Raw genomic sequence first — 17,573 nt, 5'->3', positions numbered from 1 at the left:
TTAACTTCCTCTCGTAATAAAATTATACAATTGCTCAGTGGATGCAAATAAAATGCCATTATTCTCGCTTTGACGCTTCGCCTTGTTATATGCTTGCGATGTGGACAGATCTGCCTTAGAAGGCGTCTCCGCAACAGTTACGACACCCGAATTCCGCGCAATGAACGCAAGCTCCTCGAACACATCCAGCATCATCGATACAACAGAAGGCGGCCAGCCAATCTGCTGCGCGATCCGCTCGTTCAACCCGCGTTCCGGCGCTTGACCAAGCCGTCTAAGGAGCTGATATGCCGCTCCAAAATCTTTCCGTTCAGGGAAGCTTGTCTTCCCTGTTCGGTCACCGCGATCATTCTGACGCTTCGCATACAGCAGATGAACCGATTGCAGCTTACCGAGCTTGTTAGCAATCATCAGCTGCAGCGCATCCGCGGAAGGCGGCAGTCCGTATACGATAGCTTCAACAAATGGGAGTGAATCTGACAACGTATCTTCATAATGACCAATATAATAATGCTCGGATACGGCATCCGTCCTTGCACAAGCAGCTGCTGTTTCACGCACTGCATCTTCACTTGTTAATACGATCGTCCGTCTACTGCCTCGACTTGCCGTCTCCAGAAGACGGCGCAAAGCTGCATAAGGCTCCCGCTCATCCCGCCAATCGAACAGCTGGACCTTCTCCACTCGTAAATCTTGAATGAACAGCTGCGGTTTCCGATTGCCGTTCCATTCATTCACAGCAAGCTCACCTACAAGATCAACGAACGCACCGTGCGCCATTCGCTCAGCAAGCTCGCCGAACCCGAAACCAACCGCTTCTAGCTTCATCCCAGTGCCGACTGTCAGACGAAGATGCCGATGATCCTTGCCCATCGTGCGTTTATCTGCTACCGGTTGAGCTGCCAATAGAAACCGCGGAGCCGGATTACCCACTCCGAAAGGCTCGAGCAAACCAAGATGATCGATCGTCTCCAACGATACGTCTGATGCCGCGCAGCAAATATCGACTGCTGTTTTCGGTATCCAGTCTTCTGACGTTAACCATGCATTCGCCGATTGAATCAAGCTCGCTTCGAACGCCTCAAGTCGATCTCGATGCAGACTCATCCCTGCAGCAGCCTGATGACCACCAAAATGATCAAAAAGCTCTGCGCACTCATTCAGTGCTGCATGCAGATCGAACCTATCGATTGAGCGAGCCGAGCCCTTGCACATGCCCGTCTCTGGATCGATACCAAGCACGACAGTCGGCTTGTAATGCTTATCGAGCAGCTTGGATGCGACAATGCCAATGACGCCAGCATTCCAGCCCTCGCCGGCAACGACAATGACAGATGGCTCCGGCAAATCGGCTTCTGCTGCTGCTTGACACTTATCGGCCCACTGCTGTTTAGCTTGTTCTACGATGACTTCTACAATGCCCTGGCGCTCTCGATTTAGCGTATCGAGCCGTGCAGCCATCACATCGGCAGATTCCCGGTCCGATGCGGTCAACAGTTCCACAGCGCCATTCGCATGATCAAGCCGCCCGCTCGCATTAATGCGTGGCGCCATTGCAAAAGCGACGTTCGTCGACGTTACCTTGTGAATATCGAACCCAGCGATTTCTGCTAATGAGCGAAATCCAGGACGCGTGTTGGCAGCCATCGTTTCCAAACCTAGCTTAACGAGTATACGATTCTCGCCTGTCAACGGCATGACATCAGCAATTGTTCCGAGAGCGACGATGTCGGTCAAATCGATTGGCGGTTCGCCCAGCAACGCTGTTGCTAGTTTGAATGCAACGCCTACACCTGCAAGCGAGGAATAAGGATATGTGCATGCTTCTTGTTTCGGATTAATAATGGCATATGCATCAGGCAAAATGTCCGGCGGTTCATGGTGATCTGTTACAACCACATCAATGCCAAGTTCATTCGCGTATGCAACCTCATCAACAGCACTAATTCCAGTATCGACTGTGATGAACAGCTTTACCCCTGCTTGGGCTGCAAGATCTACCGCTCCATTGTTCATCCCGTAGCCCTCGCGAGTCCGATGCGGAATGTAATAATCGAAGTTAGCGCCAAGTCGTTGAAGCAAATGTATCATAAGCGACGTGCTGGATACCCCGTCAGCATCGTAGTCACCGTAAATGCGGATGCGTTCTCCGTCCGTGATCGCCTGACGGATCCGTTCAACAGCAGCGTCCATGCCATGAAGCTCATAAGGATCATGCAGCAGCTCCGCGCCGCCCTTGAGAAAAGCTTCTGCTTCATCCGCCGTCTCGATGCCTCGTCCTACGAGCAAACGAGCAACGATCGGGGGAATGCTGAGCAGCTTCGATAAGCTGCTGGCCGCCTGTTCGCGGTCTTCTGTCCATTCCGGCTCCGACCACCGTGTTTTGGATGGAATCATCGGTGCATCGCCTCCCTTGAATAGGGGCTTTCCGCCCCTTTTGACCCCGATTGTTTTAAAACAAAAAAATAAATAAAATTACAAGTCCTATTACACACATTAAAACCAATATTTCTACCCACCTAAATCCTCCCTGCTAGGGAGGACCCCCGGGGTTTCCAACCCCTGGACCCCGGAAGGGGATGTTGGAGGAACAGTGGCGTAGAAATGTTGCTGCGTGCTGTCAGCCGTGTGCCCTCTTGGCACAACTCTTGTTCGAGCGTTTGAATACAGCGCAAATGAGTTACTGCGTGCTGTGAGCCGTCTACCCTCTTGGCACAACTCTTGTTCGAGCGTTTGAATAAAGCGTAAATGAGTTACTGCGAGCTGAGAGTCATGTACCCCTGTGGGGTACACCTCTTGTTCGAGCGTTTAAAAGATAAATAAGAAGAATCTTACAAACGTTCAACCACATGCAAAGACGCTGCTATTGCAGCAGCGTCGGCATATGGTTTTGATTCGGATCGTGGTTGGATTTGTACGGATAACCAGGATCATAGGGTTCGACGTAGACGGTTGTTTCCGTTACGTGAATGAACCTTTTCATAATGAGTTCTTTAATCATCTTCGCGATCTCATTGCCTTCCAGCACGGAGATGCGCGGATTAACGCTAATTACGATATGAACAACAATATAATGCCCGTGCTCGCGTGCACGCAGCGACTCAACGGTAACAACGCCTTCGACACGCTGAACAACTTCCATAATAGCTGAAACTTGTTCCTCATGCCCGAGCGGCATGCTGCGCCGATTCGATGCGAGCTGAAGCAAACAAGTATATCCCTTGTACACGACAATTAGGGCAACGAACATGGCGGCAATTGGATCGGCCGCTTCCAGTGCAGGCATGTTAGCATAATCGCCTATTGCAGCACAGCCTGCGCCAGCAACTGTTACAAGCGACGCCAGTCGATCCAGCAGCTGTTTGCTTACAGCAGGAACCAGCCATTCCTTCAAGACGAGCGCAATTAGAGCAAATACAGCTGCGGTCCAATCCGGCACAGCGGCCGACTCCGATGACCAACTGCGAAATGCTTCAAGTCCGATCTCGACGCCAAGGAGCAGCGTAATCGCAGACACGATAATGACTGCCGTAGCTCCACTGCTCTCTTGGTGTTTCATTCGGGTTATTCTGCGCCCATCAATGTGAAAGCTGTAAGCCAACGATTCAGCGCCATTGGCGATCGATCGGATCGAATCCGCCATTAATGCAGTGCTGCCTGATAAAAGCGCCGCAGCCGCCTTGCCAAGCGCCAATGCTCCATTACCCCATATCCCTGCGCGCATGGCAGAGAATCGCTTGTCCGATAATTGATTAGCGCTCATGTAAATCCCCTCTTACGATGCAGCAGGCGTCTTGACTGTTTTGCGTTGCTTCTTGCCATTACCGTGAAGCATCAGCCACAACGGACTTGCGATGCAGACAGACGAGTAAGCGCCGCTCGCCAGACCGATCAGCTTCGCAAGCGCGAACAGCTTGATCGACTCGCTGCCGAACAGGTAGAGGCAGGCAGCCACGATCAATACGGTAAGCACCGTGTAGATGTTACGCGCCATTGTCTGCCACAAGCTCGCATTAACAAGCTCGGCGAGCTGCTCTTTATTTTTTTGCTTGCTGAAACGCAGGTTCTCGCGAATACGGTCAAAGATAACGATTTTATCGTTGATCGAATAACCGATCGTCGTCAGAACAGCCGCGATAAACGGAAGGTTTACCTCGAGCCTGAAGATCGAGAACAATGCGATAACGACGAATGCGTCATACAAGATCGCAATATTCGCAGCCACAGCGAACCGCCATTCGAAACGAATCATCACGTAGAGCATGATTGCAATGCTCGCAATAATGATCGCATAGATTGTTTTCTTACCAAGCTCCTGCGCCATATCCGGGGATACAACGTTCGTCTCAGCCGAAACGGTATCGCCATACTTCGCTTTCAAGCCAGTCAAAATTTCAGTAACCTTTGCTTGCTCCAGAACATCATCGAAACGAACAGAGAGACGCGAGTTGTTCGAACCGCCAACTGTCGTATCTACGCCTTCATAGCCCAGCTCAGCCAGTTCGGCTTTCGCTTCTGCCTGCGTAATTGTTTTGCCAAGCTCGATATCCATGTTCGTGCCGGCTTTGAAGTCGACGCCGAAGTTCATTTGGAAGAAGATCAGAGACAGAATCCCGATAATAACAAGCGCGATCGATGCACCGAAAAACTTCTTCTGATGCTTAATGAAGTCAAAACGAATCTTGGTATGGAATCTCTCGTTATAGTGCACGGATTTCTTCCTCCTTCACGCCATAGTAGCTTGGTTTCTTAAACACGTTGCTGCGAATGAGCAGGTGAATGAGGAACCGGCTAAAGAAGATGTTCGTAACGATACTTACGAGAATACTGAAAATCATCGTGAGCGCGAAACCGCGAATGGCGCCATTGCCGATGACATACAGCACAACGCTTGCGATGATGTTCGTGATATTCGCGTCCATGATCGTGCGCAGCGAGTTCTTCGAACCTGCTTTCAGCGAGGAGAGCAAGCTTTTGCCACTGCGGATTTCTTCTTTGATCCGTTCGTACATAATGATGTTTGCGTCAACCGCCATACCGACACCAAGCACGAATGCCGCGATACCCGGAAGGGTTAGCGTTGCGTTCATTAGCTTGAATACGAGTAGCAGCAGCCAGACGTACGAAATAACCGTAATACCAGCCACAACACCTGGCACGCGGAACAGAATGACCAGGAATACGAGAACGATTGCGGAACCGATAATACCCGCCTCAACCGTCTGGTGAAGCGATTGCTCACCAAGTTTAGCGCCTACGCTTTGCGTATATTTCTCCGTCAGCTTGAGCGGAAGTGCACCCAGGTTGATCGTATCTCTCAGCTTCTTCGCTTCTTCCATCGTGTAATTACCGCTAATTTGCGCGCTGCCGCCAGGAATCGCGTAATTGACCATTGGATCGGACAACATCTCTTCGTCCAAGTAGATCGACATCTTTTGGCCAATCAGCTTAGTCGTAACTTCCTCAAATTTCTTAGCATCCTTCAGCTTGATCGTTATCATCGGGCTGCCGAGTTGGTCACGTACAACTTCTGCGCCGTTCTGTACGAAGTCCGTACCTGTCAGCACGGTTTCGCCTTGCGGATTACGGAATGTGAGGTTGACAGGCTTCTTGAGCATGTCACGCACTTCATCCTCATCCATTACGCCGGCCAGCTTCACGCGAATGCGGTTGGTGCCTTCCGTTGTAATTTCAGGCTCGGCGATACCTCTGGAGTCGATCCGATCCTCAAGGCTTTTGGCCGTACGTTTCAATGACTCCGGCGTTACCGCCTCGCCGCCTTCAAGCGGTGATGCTTCGTACAAAACCTCGAATCCGCCCTTCAAGTCCAATCCTAACTTGATGTCCTTGACTAGCCCTGGGGTTGTCCAAGCGAAAACGCCGGCCATAATTACAATAATACCCAGGAAGGCTACCAACCTGCTGCTGCCTTTCATAGACGAATGATCCCCCTTATTTTCACAATAGTCCTATTATACCGAGGAGGTAAAAAGCAGTCAAAAAAAAGACCGTTTCTGTATCAGAAACGGCTGCCTCGGTAAGCGTTCAACGTCATCTGATTCATGAATGTCGTCGCCTTAAGCGACAAAATGTCGTTCACAACAGCATGCAATGCTGGAACGCCATTCTTGCTATATTTGCTGCTGACACATGTCCAAACTTCCTCTGCTTCAACGTGCTCATAGCCGATCAGCCGAAATTCTTCCGCTTTACTCTCGCACAGCGTCTGCACCATCTCATCAAATTCACCTTCCGTCATCGCCCGCTCTTCCTCTCCATTGCCGTTATTCCCTTATCCACTGATGGGCAACACTTCTTTATTCGCCTTCACCCACAAATTATCCTGCTGGCAAATTTGAGAAAACCTCTAGCCGTTATCTAGGTCATTCGAAGATAAGATAAATTCTTATGCCGTTCAAATCCGATTGGACATGCGCTAATCGTTGCCTGCATAAGGATGAATAAGAGCTTGTTCCACTAGGGCGAAGTCTTATTTTTTGAAAAGAGGGAAGCGTGTGACGAAACAATCGTTCATCAAAGGCGCTTTGATTTTGCTGCTGGCAGGCGTAATCAATCGACTGCTCGGATTCGTTCCCCGTATCGTCCTGCCGCGCATAATGGGAGCGGAAGGGGTCGGCATTTATCAGCTTGGCTACCCTTTCCTATCGGTCATGCTGACGATTGTTGTTGGCGGCATCCCTCTAGCTGTGGCCAAATGGATAGCTGAAGCTGAATCGCTTGGTGATACGAGACGGGTCAAGAAGATATTCCGAACGGCTATGACGTTTACTGTAACGCTATCCTTATTGCTCACGGCGCTGCTTGTTTTGTTTGCACCTATGATATCCTCTCACATTTTGCCAGATGCCAGGGTGTATCAGACGTTTCTATGTATGACGCCGCTTGTTACGATAATTGGCGTTTCCTCGGTGTATCGCGCCTATTTCCAAGGCAAACATAACATGATTCCTACAGCGGCTTCACAGGTTACGGAAACAATCATCCGCATCATCTTTCAGCTCATGCTTGCCACAGCGCTGCTCCCTTACGGATTACAATGGGCGGCAGCTGGCGCCATGTTAGGTACCGTCGCGGGTGAAATCGCTGGACTTGGTGTTACCCTTTACCATTATTTCAAAGACCGCAGACGTCAGCCTGTTATGCCTGACCAAGAGCCTGACGCCTCTGTTCCTTCCTTATATAAACGCCGTCCTGCGGAACCTCCGGTTCTTCGCCGTCTGCTGCATCTGTCTATCCCGGTCACGGGCAGTCGACTGGTCGGATCACTGTCTTACTTGCTGGAGACGATATTCACCAATCGCAGTCTCGCGGCAGCCGGCATTGCCATCGGAGTGGCAACATCGCAATACGGCGCGCTGCAAGGGATGGTCGTTCCGCTAGTACTGCTGCCCACCGCTCTGACTTACTCGCTGTCTGTATCTTTAATACCGACATTAGCGGAAGCAGCCGCACGCGGAGATCGAGAGCTCATCCATCGTCGAATGCATCAATCACTGCGTCTGTCGCTCGTGACAGGCGCCCCATTCGTTGTTGTCATGACCCTATTCGCTGAACCGTTATGTCGACTGATCTATAATCATGCTGATATCGCTCCACTGCTCCAGCTTATTGCACCATTTGGCATGTTCATTTATTTGCAAGGACCACTGCAAGCGGCTCTTCAAGCTTTGGAGAAGCCTGGAACAGCACTTCTGAATACATTTATTGGTGCTGGCATTAAGCTCGTCCTCATTATTCAGCTTGCCTCAAAACCTGAGTTAGGCATCTATGGTGCTGCCATCGCTATCTGTCTGAACATTGTGATCGTAACCGCACTGCATGGCTGGAGTGTCGCCCGATTCGTCGGTTATCGGATCAAATTATTAGATTTTGTAAAGGTCGGAACTGCGATGACGATCATGAGCGCTTTCTCGCTCTGGCTAATGAAAGGCGCTTGGCTGCCGCATGAAGCGCTCAATCTCATGCTCGCATCCGCAGGCGGCGTCGTGCTCTATCTCATCATTATGCTGCTTACCGGCATCGTTGATCGTTATGATGCTATGCGCCTTCCAATCATTGGTCGATTGTTTAAGTGATCACTCGATTATCGGCTTCGCTTCTTATCCACATACCATCTTCCGCGATGATCGATCGTGCAGAAGAATACATCCTTGAAGTCGGTAACTCCCTGCTGCTGCAGTTCATTTTTGAGCCAAAAACGCGTTTTCTCCATCTTCTCCAAATTATTATCCTGCACCTTGCCATCCATTATGAGTGGAACTGGCAGCATTTCAAACCGGTAACGATGCGGGAAGATCGTGTCCTCAGATTCCTCCGGCTTATCACTTATGATAGGGGTAGCTGGAGGATGTTCTTTCTTAATAACGGACAACTTGCCGCTCGTCTCCAAAATGGCGAATTCTACCTCGCTTACGGAGCTGATCCCGTTCTCCCTAAGCTGGAGCATCAGGTCATCCAAGTTGTAACGCCCCCTGTGCATCACATGACGGTTCAGTTCCCCGTTCTGGACAATAATACTTGGCTTGCCATCAAACATCAGACGCAGCTTGCGATTCTTCATCGTAATGAAAGAAATCACGATTTGCAGCAACATAAGCAGCGCCATCGGGAATATGCCGTGCCACATGGAACGCTTCGTATCCTCGATAACAATGACAGCAATCTCGGCAATCATGAAGGAAATGACGAGGTCAAGCACCGACATTTTGCCGATCTCGCGTTTGCCCATCAGACGCATGACAATTAAAACAACGAAGTAAATCAGAACCGTTCGAAGGAATAAGCTCCCGAATTCTGCCGCTTCCACACTTAACGCCCTCCTCTTCGCTGTACGTTTTATCCGACTTGTAGAAGTATTCTCACCTCCACCCTCAGCCGTCATGCCTGCGTTAGCATTCGAATTTATGGCAGGTAAGCCAGGCGCTTGTACTAAATGGTTGGACATAGCCATACAGTGGAAGTAAGTCATCATTCGTACGTACTATTCACTCCAAAATTCGTTAGAGGGGGTACATCACTCGTGAATCCGATTAAAAATGTATCCAAGGTAAGTGTCTCTTCACCTATGCTAGGCGGCGCATTGACGGCTTGTATCTGGCTTGGTGCTGGCGCCTTGCTGTTATCGCTTATTCTGAAATTTAGCAGCATGCAGGAAACATCGCTCCCGATGTATGCGATGACCATACACGGCTGCGCATCCTTCGCCGGCGGCTTTTCTTCAGGTAAACGTTCTGGCCGCAAAGGCTGGTATCATGGCGGTGGGCTTGGCATTCTCTATGCGCTAATCATCATTCTAATTGGCTTCCTGTCTGTCAATGCCGGCTTCTCCTCACATACTTGGAATCTGCTTGCTGTTGTCGTACCAGCTTCTGCAATTGGTGGTATGATTGGCGTCAACTTGAAGAAATAAATCGCTTTTGTGATGTTCCCCCAGTTTTGTGTTATACTAATGCAGGCACTTTGGACTTCGCCGCTGCATTACGTCATTAGGGGGATCATGCATGGTTTTGTTTGACAATATGGGGAGCGTAACGTTATACACAGTCCTGGTCGTCACCGCGCTTCTTACATACGGCGTAGCTGGAAATCCGTTTGCTGCCGCATTGGATTTTCTGAAAAATTTAGTTTTATCGCCGAAGCATTTCATTCATTTTGTTGCAGTGCTAGCCATTTTGTTTCTGAACAAGAATGAAATGCGTTTCGAACGAAACATAGACTTTTCCGCCAACTTCACACACTTGTTCAAATCCATTGAAGGTAATTTCGTTGCCAATCTGCAGCATACTTTTGAAAATTCTACGTTAACGACTGGACTAGTTTTCATATATGTGGTTTGCTTGCAAGCTCTCCTTGTTTCGTCAATCATTCTCTATACGTATCGAAGCAAATCGAAACAAATGTACTACGCAACCTGCTATGCTATTATGATTAATTATCTCGTCGCCATACCATTCTACCTGTTCTTTCCGATTAACGAGGTCTGGTCTTACGACCCGAATGTAAGGTTTCTCATGCTGGAAGCTTTCCCGAAATTCGAGACCGAATATCGTCCATTGTCAGGGTTAAACAACTGCTTCCCTAGTCTTCACACCTCGATCTCAACAACGCTTGCGATCTTGGCTGTAAAATCCGGCAATAAGAAATGGGCCGTTCTTGTCTGCACTTGTGCGGCACTCACGATCTTCTCCATCTTCTATCTGGGCATTCACTGGCTCATTGATATGTGTGGAGGACTAGTGCTCGCAACATTCGCTTCCGTAGTTGGCCTCAAGCTTGCGAAGTTAAACTTACTTCGTCTTCCTGAACAACTTCCTAGCCGCTTGTTCGCACGTGCACGTGAAGAAGTGAAATAAAAAAGGTTGAGCAGAATAATCTGCTCAACCTTTTCTCGTTCCTATGGACTACTCGGATTTCTCCGCTTTCTCCAGCTTCTCCGACGGAGCAGGCGCGCTCGTCAGAACGCTGCTAATTGCACTGCGTTCGAACGTGAGCTTGACCGTATCGTTGACGCGAAGAACAACCGTGTCGCTGTTCAGCTCAACGATCGTACCGTGCAAGCCACCGATTGTTGCGATTTTGTCACCCTTCTTCAGCTGGTTCATCATCGCATTACGCGTTTTCGTCTTGCGCTGCTGCGGTCTCAGTAATAGGAAATAAAATACCGCAAACATGAGAACGAACGGGAGTACAAGACCCCAAATGCCACCGCCTGAACTAGAGGCAGAGTCTGCTGCTAGATACATACGAATTCCTCCTTTTTAAAATCCTCTTTCATTGTCATTAAGACCATACTTCGCGAAAAATTCGTCCCGGAAATCAAGCAGCCGGTCGTCCATAATCGCTTGTCGTACATCCTTCATGAGCTGAATCAGGAAATGCAAGTTATGGTACGTCGTCAATCGAATACCGAATGTTTCATCGGCCTTGATTAGATGACGGATGTACGCGCGAGAGTAATTGCGGCATGTATAACAGTCGCAGTTCGGATCAAGCGGGCCAAAATCATCGGCGAACTTCGCATTGCGAATGACAAGACGTCCTTCGCTTGTCATGGTTGTACCATTGCGTGCAATACGGGTTGGCAGCACACAGTCGAACATGTCGATGCCACGAATCGAGCCTTCAAGCAATGCGTCTGGCGATCCTACGCCCATCAGGTAACGAGGCTTATTAGCCGGCATTAGCGGCACGGTAACATCCAGCATCTCATACATAAGAGGCTTGGATTCGCCTACGCTCAAACCACCAATAGCATAACCCGGAAAATCCATGGCGGTCAATTGCTCCGCGCTCTGCTTGCGCAGATCCGCGTACATGCCGCCTTGAATAATGGCGAAGAGCGCCTGATCCTGCGGGCGAGCATGTGCCTTCAGGCAGCGCTCTGCCCAGCGAGTTGTCCGTTCCAGCGAGTTCTTCACATATTCATAATCAGCCGGGTATGGCGGACATTCGTCGAACGCCATCATAATGTCTGGTCCAAGAGCGTTCTGGATTTCCATTGCTACCTCAGGAGAGATAAACAGCTTGTCCCCGTTCAAATGGGAGCGGAAGGTTACACCCTCCTCGGTAATCTTACGCATATTAGCGAGGCTGAACACTTGGAAGCCGCCGCTGTCCGTCAGAATCGGGCGATCCCAATTCATAAACTTATGCAGACCGCCTGCTTGGCGAACGATCTCATGACCAGGACGAATAAACAGATGATACGTGTTGCTCAGAATGATCTGCGCGTCCATCGATTTCAATTCTTCCGGACTCATCGTCTTCACTGTAGCCTGTGTGCCAACTGGCATAAAAGTCGGCGTCTCGATCACGCCGTGTGGTGTATGTACACGCCCTAAGCGTGCGCCTGACTGTTTGCAAACTTTAATTAATTCGTATTTAACTGCTGCCACGAACGTCCCTCTTCCGTAATCACTAATGATATGTTAATGATTCAATTCATTTAATAAATAAACATGGCGTCACCGAAACTAAAGAACCGATAACGTCGCTCTACCGCTTGTCGGTAAGCTTCCATAATATGCTCTCGGCCAGCTATCGCGCTGACCAGCATGACGAGCGTTGACTTCGGCAGGTGAAAATTCGTCAGCAGCGCATCTACCAGCTTAAACGAATAGCCCGGGAATATGAAAATGTCCGTCCAACCGCTGCAAGCCTGCACTTCTTCACCATCAAACCGCTGTGCAACACTCTCAAGCGTACGGGCCGATGTTGTGCCTACAGCTACAATACGTCCGCCGCGCGCTTTGGTTTCATTCAATTGCTGCGCTGTTTCTTCTGACAATTCATAATACTCGCTGTGCATAACATGCTCTTCAACCGTATCGACGCTCATCGGACGGAATGTACCTAACCCAACATGCAGCGTAATGTATCCGATACGAACCCCTTTGTTCTTCAACCGATCAAGCAAATCTTGTGTAAAATGAAGACCTGCCGTCGGAGCAGCGGCAGATCCCTCATGCTTCGCATATACCGTCTGGTAACGCTCTCGATCTTCGAGCTTCTCCTTGATATAAGGGGGAAGCGGCATCTCGCCCAATCGGTCGAGCAGTTCATTGAAGATGCCTTCATACTCGAAACGTACAATGCGGGCGCCATGCTCGCCTTCTTCTTCTACAACAGCCGTTAATAATGGGCTGCCATCTGCTTCATTGCCGAAAGCAAGCACCGTGCCTGCCTTCATACGCTTTGCTGGCTTCGCAAGTGTTTCCCACCGATTATCGCCAAGCGCCTTCAGCAGCAACAGCTCCACCTTGGCGCCTGTATCCTGCTTCACGCCCATTAACCGGGCAGGCAGCACGCGAGTATCGTTAAGAATTAACAAATCGCCTTCGCCAAGCATTTGTTCCATATCAAGGAATGTGCCGTGACCAACCTCGCCTGTTAACTTATTGAGCGTTAATAGGCGGGAGCCGGTCCGTTCTGCCAAAGGCGTCTGTGCGATGAGCTCTTCCGGCAGATCAAAATCAAATAAATCTACGTTCATGATTTCCGTCCTAACTGATCAATTAACAGCTTGTCCGTTACTGTCCTTCGATCGTAATTCCATTATAGTAGTATTGCATGATATAGACATAGTCATACCCAAGCTGTGCCAGCCCCTGCGCCCCGTACTGCGACAAACCAACGCCGTGTCCGTTGCCGTATCCAACGAAACGGAATTCTGGTTCTACTGTGGCCGCACGGACAGTACCGTCTCCGCTCAATACATAGTAATTCGAGGAAGCAGCCGTCTTGCCGTTAGCGCCTGCAATGTAGAGCGTTCCCGACTGCTCCGGACGTTTGCTCGTCGCACCGTTCGCGCCTGCGATTTCAAGGCGCGCCGTCTCGTCAATCTCAAAGCGCGTACTCGGCAACCCTCCCATCAACGTCCGATAGTTGACCGGCGATTTCGTAGACAGCGAGGATCCGTTAATGCGCATGCCAATGACGCGTCCCGATTGTCCGTAATCCGCTTCGAGCGTGCGAATCGCCGATGTCCAACCCGAAGACTTCTGAAGGGTATCGGATGTATATGGACCAAGCACCCATGACATTTTGTTCGATTCGATAGACTGATCGATGAGAACAACCTCTGTGCCTTTGGCTAACTTGTCCACTAGCGCGATTGTGTCGTTAACGACAGGATTATCACGTACCTTCACGCCATCCGTGTTCGTGACAAGCACCTTCGCGCCAACCGCATTCTTGCGCCCCGTATCATCCAGCAAATCCTGACGGATATAGCCGACGTCCCCGCTTGGCACAACAACGCGATACCACTGCATGAGACCATTCTGCGCGGCTTGATCCGGACTAGGCACCGACTTCAAATACGGAACCGCATTCCCCCAGATTTCGGTTGCGTCCGCCGTTTGACCGCCTGCATTCGATGAGAACAGCGCTTCAATTGGCTTGCCGTTGTACATCGCGACCATACCTGCTGTCGCATTGACAGCGTCTGTCGTTGATTGCTTCTCTGTATCAATGCCGCTGTATACTTGGCTGAGCTCCGTATCATTCACGTGTGCGATACCGAAGCCCATCCCTTGATAAAGGGCATAGGAACGTGCCGCAACAGCCTGCGCTTTCAACGCTTCACTAGCCCATGACGAAGGCATCTCGGAAGGAACGACCGAATACAAATACTGTTCGAATGGCAACTCATTGACGACAGCCATCTTGCCGTTATATGCACTGACTTCCATGGAGCCCCGGTAAGTACGTCCGCCACGTTCCTGCAGTTTTATGCCTGCGCTGCCATCTGTCGACACCCATACCTTCGTACCGCCTGCTGGGTACGAATAGGATGGGTAAGTCTGCTTCGCTGTGCCAGAGATGGTGTTATCGTCACGAAGCAGCAAATATGGCGTTGAGGTGTCTGCTTCACGAAGCGAAGGAGCACCTGCAACTTTGCTTGCATTAGTCTTAAGCGTTGATAGCGCCGCCGAATCGGCTGCAGCCCCGACCATAACACTGTATGTACCCGCTTTGCGAAGAGCCGGATAGGCATCGATGCCTGCTGCACTAAACAATTGAACAACGCTGCGCGCAGCAGACTCGCTTGCATAACTCCCGCCCTCTAAGTGAAGCGGTCCCGTAAGCGAAGCTTTGAGCGATCCCATCAAGGATGCAATAGAGCTATCCTTCGTCCACTTATCCATCGCTGTCTTCGCATCTGCAGCCGTACCGTAACTGCCCTCAGAAACAACATAAAAACTTTTGCCGCTTTTCGAGATCGTTGTGATGACGGCTGAGCCGCCGAGCGCCAGCACCCGCTTCGAAATCGACAACGCTGTATTGAAATCCGTCGTTTCTGCCAATTTAACTTTAAAATCGTCGACAGCGAAACGTACAGGGTCCTTGCCTGCAGTTAACCAGTTCTCAACAGCTGAAGCTGTCCGCAAGCCGATCTTTAGGGAGCTTGCAGATGAAAAGGTCGCAGTTGCTGTATTCAATCGATATTTGGTTGACGCATCAATAAACAAGGCAACCCGAATGTTATCCAGTTTGGGAGCTGCTGCCCCCGATGAAGGCGAATCCTGCCACACAGAGATGGACATCAGCAGCGCCGCTGACACCATAACAGCAAATACCCGATTTCTAACTTTGGTTCGTTTAGCAGACACGTTGTAAAACGCACTCCTTCCCTATTGCATGCTGTTGCCGACGCCAGGCGATGTCTTAAAGAGGATTATATTCTAAGAATCGCCTGGTACCGGTATGCCAAGATGGCGATAAGCCTGCGTCGTGACAACACGTCCGCGAGGCGTTCGCTGCAGCAGTCCGACCTGCATTAAGTAAGGCTCATAAACATCTTCAATGGTCTGACTCTCTTCACCGATCGTTGCTGCGATCGTATCAAGGCCCACAGGCCCTCCGCGGAAGCCCTCAATCATTGCGCGAAGCATCTTGTGGTCGATTGCATCAAGTCCCATCGGGTCAACGCGAAGCAGTTCTAATGCGGAACGGGCAAGATCATGCGTTATGATGCCATCTCCACGCACCTGTGCAAAATCCCTAACCCGCTTCAACAGCCGATTGGCAATACGCGGTGTACCACGTGCGCGAAGCGCGATCTCCGTCGCCGCTTCTCCAACGATGCTGACGCCAAGTATATCGGAGGCGCGAGAAACGATAAATGCGAGTTCATCTGTCTTATAAAATTCAAGACGGCTGACGACGCCGAAGCGGTCCCGAAGCGGAGCGGACAGCAAGCCTGCTCTCGTCGTTGCGCCGATAAGCGTAAACGGCGGAAGATCGAGCCGCACCGAACGGGCGCTTGGCCCTTTGCCAATCATTATATCAAGCGCGAAGTCTTCCATCGCCGGATACAGCACTTCTTCTACCGACCGATTCAACCGATGAATCTCGTCGATGAACAAGACGTCGCCTTCCTGCAAATTCGTCAGCAGCGCGGCGAGATCGCCGGGACGCTCGATAGCAGGTCCCGACGTCGTCCTTAAGTTAACGCCAAGCTCGTTGGCGATAATGTTCGACAGCGTCGTTTTGCCAAGTCCGGGCGGTCCATACAGCAGCACATGATCAAGCGCTTCCTTACGCATCTTCGCCGCTTCGATGAATACCTTCAAATTTTCCTTAACACTTGATTGGCCGATATATTCAGCCAAATAGCGGGGACGAAGACTTAATTCAACGGCCTGCTCATCCATCATCAAGTTAGCGGATATGATACGATCATCATCCATGGGTCATTCCTCCTTCCGCTTCCCTTTACCCCTTGAACAGCTGCTGAAGCGCGCGCTTCATTAATGAATCGACCGACTCATCCGGCTTAATTGATTCGCGAAGCCCTTCATACGCCTTGTTCAGCTCTGCACCTGTATAACCGAGCGCCTCCAGCGCCTCGCGAGCTTCCGCCCATGCGCCGATCTTCTGATCGGAAGGCGAGCTCTCCTCGGTCCATGCCGATGCATCCGCGCCGAATGCAAGCGGCGCATTACCGAGCTTATCCTTCAGATCGAGTATCATGCGCTGCGCAGTCTTCCTTCCGATGCCTGGCAGCTTGGTCAAGAAGTTGATATTCTCTTGTTGAATAGCTGCAACGATGGCTTCCGGCTTGCCGCCAGCAAGCACGCCAAGCGCTACACGCGGGCCAATGCCAGACACATCCAGCAGCTTGCGGAACATGGTCTGCTCATCGCGCGATGAGAAACCAAACAGCTGGATTGCATCCTCGCGGACATGATGATGAATGAAGACGGTAACCGGCTCGCTCGAGCGTGCGAACGCATACGGATTCGGCGTGAACACCCGATAGCCGACATCACGCACATCGAGTACAACGTATTCTGAATCCCAGTGGACAACCGGTCCTTTAAGAAAATCGATCATAATTTCGGCACCCCGTTCAATTTGTTCGTCAGTACGACGGAATGCGCATGACAAATGGCAACAGCAAGCGCATCGGCCACGTCGTCAGGCTTCGGTACCGCGCTCAGCTTCAAGAACATGCGGACCATCTCCTGCACTTGCCGCTTCTCTGCCTTGCCGTAACCGACAACGGCCTGTTTGACCTGCAGCGGCGTATACTCCGCAACGGGAAGTCCGCGCTGCGCTGCCGCTAATATAATAACTCCGCGAGCCTGACCAACAGCAAAAGCCGTCGTCACGTTACGGTTGAAAAACAGCTTCTCGACCGCAACTTCGTCCGGCTTGTATTTGTCCATCAGCGCTCCTGCCGATTCATAAACCTGAATAAGGCGCGTCTCCTGCGGCGTTCCTGCCTTCGTCTCAATCGATCCGTATTGCACAGGCGTGAGCTTATGTCCGTCCTTATCTACAAATCCGAATCCCACAATCGCTATCCCGGGATCTATGCCTAGCACACGCAAATTCGTCCTCTCCCTTACCCACCTGCAATTAACGGAAGCTTCCTATCATTATAGCAAAATATCAGCGAGATGAGAACGCGCGTTTCTACTTGGAGAACACTTCGCGGATAAAATCTATTTTGTAATGCTCATAGGATATGCTTCGTGAACAAATGTTCTTCCGATCGCTGTTGTGTCCAGATTGTTCTGATTTGATAAATTCAGAATAGGAAA

General features: G+C 50.5%; 16 protein-coding genes. 3 read left to right on the top strand and 13 right to left on the bottom strand.

Annotation, left to right across the window (positions count from 1 at the left end):
* The 5 genes from recJ to H8B09_RS03445 all read right to left on the bottom strand — a co-directional run bounded on the left by recJ (position 1) and on the right by H8B09_RS03445 (position 6,259).
* Positions 1 to 2,397 carry a single-stranded-DNA-specific exonuclease RecJ gene (gene recJ / locus H8B09_RS03465; protein ID WP_191202059.1) on the bottom strand — a complete coding sequence of 799 codons (2,397 nt, stop codon included), beginning with the start codon at positions 2,395 to 2,397 and terminating at the stop codon, positions 1 to 3.
* 466 nt (positions 2,398 to 2,863) lie between these two features.
* A complete protein-coding gene (locus tag H8B09_RS03460) occupies positions 2,864 to 3,763 on the bottom strand; it encodes a cation diffusion facilitator family transporter (RefSeq protein WP_191202058.1) in 900 nt (299 codons plus the stop codon).
* 12 nt (positions 3,764 to 3,775) lie between these two features.
* Positions 3,776 to 4,711, bottom strand: a complete 936-nt coding sequence (gene secF, locus H8B09_RS03455) for a protein translocase subunit SecF (protein WP_191202057.1) — start codon at positions 4,709 to 4,711, stop codon at positions 3,776 to 3,778.
* Positions 4,701 to 5,936: a protein translocase subunit SecD gene (secD, locus tag H8B09_RS03450; RefSeq protein ID WP_191202056.1), complete on the bottom strand. Its 1,236-nt coding sequence runs from the start codon at positions 5,934 to 5,936 to the stop codon at positions 4,701 to 4,703. The genes secF and secD overlap by 11 nt, the downstream gene beginning before the upstream one ends.
* An 83-nt stretch (positions 5,937 to 6,019) precedes the next feature.
* Positions 6,020 to 6,259 (bottom strand): post-transcriptional regulator, encoded by a 240-nt coding sequence (locus H8B09_RS03445; protein WP_224753231.1) that lies wholly within the window; start codon positions 6,257 to 6,259, stop codon positions 6,020 to 6,022.
* A 256-nt stretch (positions 6,260 to 6,515) separates the two neighbouring features.
* Here H8B09_RS03445 and spoVB point away from each other — a divergent pair, with 256 nt between their 5' ends.
* Complete coding sequence (gene spoVB, locus H8B09_RS03440) at positions 6,516 to 8,096, top strand: stage V sporulation protein B (protein WP_191202055.1); 1,581 nt, start codon at positions 6,516 to 6,518, stop codon at positions 8,094 to 8,096.
* An 8-nt stretch (positions 8,097 to 8,104) separates the two neighbouring features.
* On the opposite strand, the gene H8B09_RS03435 is transcribed toward spoVB, so the two are convergent.
* Positions 8,105 to 8,827: a DUF421 domain-containing protein gene (locus tag H8B09_RS03435; RefSeq protein ID WP_318152525.1), complete on the bottom strand. Its 723-nt coding sequence runs from the start codon at positions 8,825 to 8,827 to the stop codon at positions 8,105 to 8,107.
* Between the two features lie 213 nt (positions 8,828 to 9,040).
* Between H8B09_RS03435 and H8B09_RS03430 the strand changes: the two genes are divergently transcribed.
* Complete coding sequence (locus H8B09_RS03430; protein WP_191202054.1) at positions 9,041 to 9,430, top strand: TIGR04086 family membrane protein; 390 nt, start codon at positions 9,041 to 9,043, stop codon at positions 9,428 to 9,430.
* 91 nt (positions 9,431 to 9,521) lie between these two features.
* Positions 9,522 to 10,373 carry a phosphatase PAP2 family protein gene (locus tag H8B09_RS03425; protein WP_191202053.1) on the top strand — a complete coding sequence of 284 codons (852 nt, stop codon included), beginning with the start codon at positions 9,522 to 9,524 and terminating at the stop codon, positions 10,371 to 10,373.
* 48 nt (positions 10,374 to 10,421) lie between these two features.
* Here H8B09_RS03425 and yajC read toward each other — a convergent pair whose 3' ends face one another.
* From yajC to ruvC, 7 genes are all read right to left on the bottom strand, one after another.
* Positions 10,422 to 10,763 (bottom strand): preprotein translocase subunit YajC, encoded by a 342-nt coding sequence (gene yajC, locus H8B09_RS03420; protein ID WP_191202052.1) that lies wholly within the window; start codon positions 10,761 to 10,763, stop codon positions 10,422 to 10,424.
* 15 nt (positions 10,764 to 10,778) lie between these two features.
* The gene (gene tgt, locus H8B09_RS03415) at positions 10,779 to 11,915 is read right to left on the bottom strand and encodes a tRNA guanosine(34) transglycosylase Tgt (RefSeq protein WP_191202051.1); all 1,137 of its coding nucleotides are present in this window, start codon (positions 11,913 to 11,915) and stop codon (positions 10,779 to 10,781) included.
* Between the two features lie 50 nt (positions 11,916 to 11,965).
* Positions 11,966 to 13,012 carry a tRNA preQ1(34) S-adenosylmethionine ribosyltransferase-isomerase QueA gene (gene queA, locus H8B09_RS03410; RefSeq protein ID WP_191202050.1) on the bottom strand — a complete coding sequence of 349 codons (1,047 nt, stop codon included), beginning with the start codon at positions 13,010 to 13,012 and terminating at the stop codon, positions 11,966 to 11,968.
* A gap of 37 nt (positions 13,013 to 13,049) precedes the next feature.
* Positions 13,050 to 15,134 (bottom strand): SpoIID/LytB domain-containing protein, encoded by a 2,085-nt coding sequence (locus tag H8B09_RS03405; RefSeq protein WP_318152524.1) that lies wholly within the window; start codon positions 15,132 to 15,134, stop codon positions 13,050 to 13,052.
* Between the two features lie 72 nt (positions 15,135 to 15,206).
* Complete coding sequence (gene ruvB, locus H8B09_RS03400; RefSeq protein ID WP_191202049.1) at positions 15,207 to 16,214, bottom strand: Holliday junction branch migration DNA helicase RuvB; 1,008 nt, start codon at positions 16,212 to 16,214, stop codon at positions 15,207 to 15,209.
* Positions 16,215 to 16,239: 25 nt separating this feature from the next.
* Positions 16,240 to 16,860: a Holliday junction branch migration protein RuvA gene (gene ruvA / locus H8B09_RS03395; protein ID WP_191202048.1), complete on the bottom strand. Its 621-nt coding sequence runs from the start codon at positions 16,858 to 16,860 to the stop codon at positions 16,240 to 16,242.
* On the bottom strand, positions 16,857 to 17,360 hold the full coding sequence (gene ruvC / locus H8B09_RS03390) for a crossover junction endodeoxyribonuclease RuvC (protein WP_191202047.1): 504 nt from the start codon (positions 17,358 to 17,360) through the stop codon (positions 16,857 to 16,859). The genes ruvA and ruvC overlap by 4 nt, the downstream gene beginning before the upstream one ends.
* Positions 17,361 to 17,573 lie beyond the last annotated feature (213 nt).

The organism is Paenibacillus terricola, from assembly GCF_014779765.1.
Lineage (GTDB): Bacteria > Bacillota > Bacilli > Paenibacillales > Paenibacillaceae > Paenibacillus_T > Paenibacillus_T terricola.
The sequence above is the reverse complement of the archived record's forward strand: the minus strand, read 5'-3'. Positions and strand labels throughout refer to the sequence as shown.